Raw genomic sequence first — 5,499 nt, forward strand, 5'->3', positions numbered from 1 at the left:
GCGTGGCCCCTGGTCCGGCGCAGGCTAGGAGCGACGCCGCCGTGGACTCGTGTCCACAAGAAGGAGCGACAACGCATGCGCCGGATCCAGGGGCCACCCTTCGGGGCGAGCCCCCGGGGCGACAAGCGTCGTTGCCGGCTCCTGACGTAGCCCGCCACGCGGCGTCGCCAGCGCCTAGCCTGTCGCCCCCGGGATCTCGGCGACGGCCTGGGCTTCTGCCGCGCAGACTCCTGGCGACACCCCCCCGCACTCGTCGTGCTGCACTGGCTGCTCGGGGGGGGGCTGATCGTGCTGGGCCTCCTCATGGGGTGCGTCTCGCTGGAGAGGCTGCCCAACTCAGACCCGGCCAAGCTCGACAGCTTGCGGGGCCACATGATCAACGGGGCCATCATCGGCTGCCTGATGGTCGTGCGCTTGATCTTTCGTGTGTGCACCCAGCGCCCGCCTGCGGTTGCGACCGGCATGGCGTGGACCGACGCGGTTGGCCCCTGGTCGCACCGCGCCCTGTATGGTCTGGTGTTCGCGACGGTCGCAAGCGGTATTGCCTTGGCCGTGAACGCTGATCTCCCTTCCAACGTCTTCGGGGGGTCTGGAAAGCCTCTGCCTGCGACGTTTGACGGTCGGTGGATGCGTGTGCTCCACGCCATCGCCGCGACGCTGCTGATGGCATTGATCGTGCTGCACGTCGCGGCGGTGTTTTGGCATCACGCCGTCCGGCGTAACGGGCTCCTGCGGCGCATGGGCTGGAGCCGCGAGCGGTGAAAGGCATGCCCGTGCCGGGCTACGGGCGATGGTCTTTGGCGGGCTGGGGTCACTGTGTTCGCTCCACCGCATCCGGCGGAGTTCAACGATCGCGCGCTTGAGCTTGGTCACAGGGGGCATTTGTTCGAAGCCCTGCCGCCACCAACATTCGCTACCCTCGGAGCCTGAGCAAGTCAGCGCTACAGACCTTCCTGCTCCGCCAGCCAACGCGATCGCCCCAAATGGCTCGCCATCGGGGCGGTTTTCATTGGCCTTTCGACGAGGCGATGCCCATGACCGATCACCGTGCTTTGCAACTGCACAGCCCGCGCTTGCGGCTGCGTGCCTTGCGGGCGGACGACGCTGCCGCGCTGTTTGAGATCCACGCCGATCCACGCTTCACGCGTTTTTGGAGCGCGCCGCCCTGGACCGAGCGCGCGCAGGCCGAGGCCTTGATCGCGCAAGACCAGCTGGGCTTGGCCGAAGGGGCGCACGTGCGCTTGGGGGTCGAGCGCCTGGCCGATGCGGCCTTGCTGGGCACCTGCACGCTCTACAACATCCACCCGGCAAACCGCCGGGCCGAGTTGGGCTACGGCCTGGGGCCGGCGCATTGGGGGCAAGGTTACGCGGGGGAGGCGGTTCGGGCGCTGCTGGACTGGGGTTTTGGCCCGTTGGACCTGCACCGCGTCGAGGCCGACATCGACCCCGCCAACACGGCTTCGGCAGCGCTGCTCGCGCGCTTGGGCTTCCAGCTGGAGGGCCGTTTGCGCGAGCGCTGGATCGTCGGCGGGGTGGTGTCGGACTCGGCCATCTATGGTCTGTTGGCGCGCGACTGGCCGGCCGCCCGCCCACCGGGGTGAGTGCACCACGGTGCCATGGCGCTTGTGTCGCTTTGCACGTTCCTGGGCCGAACGTGCGCTGGCAGGCGAGCCAGCGGGCTTTGACTGGGGTTAGCCCCCTCTCAGCGCGTCCGCCAGTGGCCGTTACCCTCAGGCACGGAAGCCGTCTCCCTGACGGACCGAGGAGCGCGCGCATGGGCTATTTGATGCAACTGCGGGTGGGGCAGCGTCTGGGCGGCGCCTTCACCGTGTTGTTGGCGCTGCTGTTGGCGGTGGCCGCCCTGGGCCTGTGGGAGTTGGACCGCACCAACGATCGCCTGCAGTCCGTGTACCAGCAGCGGACGGTACCGCTGGAGCAGCTCGGGCGTGTGAATGCCATGGCCATCCGGGACCGCTACCTCATCGCTGAGGCGCTGCTGTTGCGTAACGAGTCGGCGACGGCGCGCGCGCTCAAGGAGCTGACGGACAACGCGGACGCCTCCGAGCAACTGCTCCAAAGCTACCTGTCTGGGGCATTGGGTCCGCAAGAGCGGGCCTTGGTCGACCAACTGATGGGCGCCCGCAATGCGTACGCCCGGGAGGGTTTGGCTGAGGCCCGTCAAGCCTTGAAGGACGTGGACTACAACGCTGTTCAAAACGCCTTCCTGGGCAAGGTGGCCGAGTTCGCGCCCCCCATGGCCCAGCACCTGGGCGATTTGTTGGCGCTTCAGACTCAACTGGCGCAAAACGAGTACGAAGCCGCGCAGAAGGCCAAGGCTCGCAGCCAATGGCTGGTGCCCTTGATCACCCTGGTGGCGCTGCTGCTGGGGGCGGTGTTGGCTTGGCGAATCACCCGCTCCATCACGGTGCCCACGCACGAGGCTTTGGTGTTGGCCCAGTCGGTGGCGTCGGGGGACTTGAGCACGCGCATCGTGGTGACGGGGCACGACGAAATCGCGCAGTTGTTGGCCGCCTTTGCCGAGATGAACGACAAGCTGGCGGTGCTGGTGCGGCATGTGCGCGAGAGCGCCGACGCCATCGCCACGGGATCGGCAGAGATCGCCAATGGCAACGCCGATTTGTCTCATCGGACGGAGCAGCAGGCGGCGAATCTGGAGGAGACGGCGGCGTCGATGGAAGAGATGAGCGCCACCGTGCGCCACAACGCCGACACGGCGCGCAAGGCGACCGAGTTGTCCGCCAGCGCCAGCCGCGTGGCCCAGCGCGGGGGCGAGGTGGTGGGGCAGGTGGTGAGCACGATGAACGACATCAGTGCCAGCTCCAAGCGCATCGCCGACATCATTGGGGTCATCGACGGTATCGCCTTCCAAACCAACATCTTGGCGCTGAATGCGGCGGTGGAGGCGGCCCGCGCCGGAGAGCAGGGGCGAGGCTTTGCGGTGGTGGCGGGCGAGGTGCGAACCTTGGCCGGACGCAGCGCGGAAGCGGCGAAGGAGATCAAGAGCCTGATCGGCGCCAGCGTGGACCGTGTGGATGCCGGCACCGCCTTGGTGGCCGAAGCGGGCAGCACCATGGGCGAGATCGTGGCCCAGGTGCAGCGTGTGGCCAGCTTGATCAACGAGATGGACCACGCCAGCAGCGAGCAATCGCAAGGGATTGGTCAGGTGAGCGCTTCTGTGGCCGATCTGGATCGGGCCACGCAGCAAAACGCGGCCTTGGTGGAGCAAGCGGCGGCGGCGGCCGAGAGCTTGAAGCAGCAGGCGGTGGTGATGCGGGAGGCGGTGGGGGTGTTCAAGGTGCCCGGCTGAGGGGGCCTGGGTTGCGCGGGGCGTGATAGCCCGCAGGGCGCTCCGCCCCTGCACCCCGGGCTACTTTTTCTTGGAAAAAGTAGCCAAAACCGCGCCTCCGCTCCAGCGCCCCAGCCTGCGGCTGGGGTTCCCTGCGCTGCTCGTTCCGGGGGGGGGCTGGGATTGAACTCCCTTCGTTCGCTGCGCTCACTGCGGTCAGACAGCAATCCCGGGTCAGTTCACGAAGCGCGCTTCGCGCGCGCCCCCCTGCACTGCGCTGCTCGGCGCCGACGAACGGGGCAACAGCCGAATACCGAACAGCCAGTCGCCGAACAGCCCGGACTTCAGCCTATTGCGACGTTTCCCGGCTGCGGGCTTGATTCATGAGCTCAGCAGGCGCGGTGCAATCGCCCAGCAGGCGCCATGGAAACGGGCACCCTGCTCAACGCCTCACGGCTTGCCCGTCACCAACCCCCGCCGCTTCAAGTACGGCCCCAAATGCGGCTCATGCCCCACGAGTTGCTTGAACAGCACCATCGGGTCCTCCGTGCCGCCGCGCGCCAGCAGGTAGCGCTTCAGGCGCTCGCCGGTGGCGCGTTTGAGGCCGCCGTTGCGCTCGATCCATTCCACGGTGTTGGCGTCGAGCACCTCGCTCCAGAGGTAGGCGTAGTAGCCAGCGGCATAGCCGCCCATGATGTGGCTGAAGTAGGGCGTGCGGTAGCGCGGCGGCACGGGCACGGCGTCGAAGCCGTGGGCCTTGAGCACCTCGGCCTCGGTGGCCATCAGTTGGTGGGCGCTGGGGATCTGTTCGGCGCGCAGCTGGTGCAGGTGCATGTCGATGAGGGTGGCCGCCAGGTACTCGCTGGTGGCATGGCCCTGGTTGAACCGTTGCGCCGCTTTGATTTTGTCCAGCAAAGCCTTGGGGATGGGCTCGCCGGTTTGGTGGTGGCGGGCGTAGTGGGCCAGGATGCTGGGCCAGGTTTGCCACATCTCGTTCACTTGGCTGGGGAATTCGACGTAATCGCGTGGCACGGCAGTGCCGGCCAGGCTGGGGTAGCGCACGTCGGACAGCAGGCTGTGCAGGTTGTGCCCGAACTCATGGAACAGGGTGTTGACCTCGTCCCAGGTCAGCAAGGTGGGTTGGCCCGCCGCGGGCTTGGGGATGTTCATGTGGTTGCCGACCACCGGCTGGGTGCCCAGCAGGTGGCTTTGGCCCACATAGGCGTTGGCCCAGGCGCCGCCGCGCTTGCTGGGTCGGGCGTAGAGGTCGAGCAGGAGGAAGCCTTGGCTTCGTCCGTGGGGGCCGATGACCTCCCAGGCCTGGACATCTGGGTGGTAGACGGGCAGATCCGGTCGGCGCTTGAAGCGCAGGCCGAAGAGCTGCGTGGCGGCATGGAAGACGCCTCGCTCCAGCACGTTGTTCAGCTCCAGGTAGGGCTGCAGCTGGGCTTGGTCGTACCCATAGGCACGGGCGCGCTCGCGCTCGGCGTAGTACGCCCAGTCCCAGGGTTGGAGGGTGGCGCCGGGGTGTTCCTGCTGTAGCTGCGCTTGCAGTGCCGCGGCTTCTTGGCGGGCCGCGGCCACGGCGGCTGGTGCCACTTGGGCCAGCACGGCGTTGACCTTGGCCGTGCTGCCCGCGGTTTCCGTCTGAAGGGTGAAGTCGGCATGGTGCGCGTGGCCCAGCAGCGCGGCCCGCTCGGCGCGCAGGCGCAGCACGTGGCTGATGAGTTCGCGCGTGTCGTTGCCGTCGCCGCGGGCGTTGCGGCTGAGCGAGGCTTGCACCAGCCGCTCTCGGGTGGGTCGATGGCTGAGCTGCGCCAGCATGGGCTGGCCGCTGGTGTTTTGCAGGGGCAGGCGGTAGCGGCCATCGGGCTCGCGCAGGGCGTCGATCTGCGTCTGGCTGAGGCCCGCCAACTCGTTGCGGGTGGCCACAAGCACGGCGCTGGCGTTCACCTCGGCCAACACCTTTTGGTTGAAGTCGGCCCCGAGCCGCGACAGATCGACGTTGATGGCGCGCAGCCGCGCCTGCGCGTCGGGCGGCAGCTGCACGCCCGAGCGCAGCAGGTCGCGGTGGCGGCGCTCCAGCAGCCGCCGTTGTTCGGTGCTGAGTTGCAGGCGGTCGCGTTGCTGGTGCAGGGTGTCGATGCGCTGGAACAGCGCGGGGTCGAGCGCGATGGCGTCGCGGTGCTGGG

Annotated in this window: 4 protein-coding genes; 3 read left to right on the forward strand and 1 reads right to left on the reverse strand. The window is 68.1% G+C overall.

From position 1 onward, the window contains the following. The first annotated feature begins 207 nt into the window (after nt 1-207). From O9335_RS11885 to O9335_RS11895, 3 genes are all read left to right on the forward strand, one after another. On the forward strand, nt 208-762 hold the full coding sequence (locus tag O9335_RS11885) for a cytochrome b/b6 domain-containing protein (RefSeq protein ID WP_298388325.1): 555 nt from the start codon (nt 208-210) through the stop codon (nt 760-762). Between the two features lie 272 nt (nt 763-1,034). Then, a complete protein-coding gene (locus tag O9335_RS11890; protein ID WP_298388319.1) occupies nt 1,035-1,601 on the forward strand; it encodes a GNAT family protein in 567 nt (188 codons plus the stop codon). A 173-nt stretch (nt 1,602-1,774) separates the two neighbouring features. Beyond that, on the forward strand, nt 1,775-3,328 hold the full coding sequence (locus O9335_RS11895) for a methyl-accepting chemotaxis protein (RefSeq protein WP_298388321.1): 1,554 nt from the start codon (nt 1,775-1,777) through the stop codon (nt 3,326-3,328). A 429-nt stretch (nt 3,329-3,757) separates the two neighbouring features. On the opposite strand, the gene O9335_RS11900 is transcribed toward O9335_RS11895, so the two are convergent. Then, the coding region (locus O9335_RS11900) for a M3 family metallopeptidase (protein WP_298388323.1) at nt 3,758-5,499 on the reverse strand (1,742 nt) is incomplete at its 5' end.

Origin of the sequence: Inhella sp. (assembly GCF_027532025.1) — a bacterium.
GTDB lineage: Bacteria > Pseudomonadota > Gammaproteobacteria > Burkholderiales > Burkholderiaceae_C > Inhella.

Bases quoted from the DNA above. Each gene is read 5' to 3' on its own strand.
- O9335_RS11890 (WP_298388319.1), top strand. From the start codon at position 1,035: ATGACCGATCACCGTGCTTTGCAACTGCACAGCCCGCGCTTGCGGCTG.
- O9335_RS11895 (WP_298388321.1), top strand. From the start codon at position 1,775: ATGGGCTATTTGATGCAACTGCGGGTGGGGCAGCGTCTGGGCGGCGCC.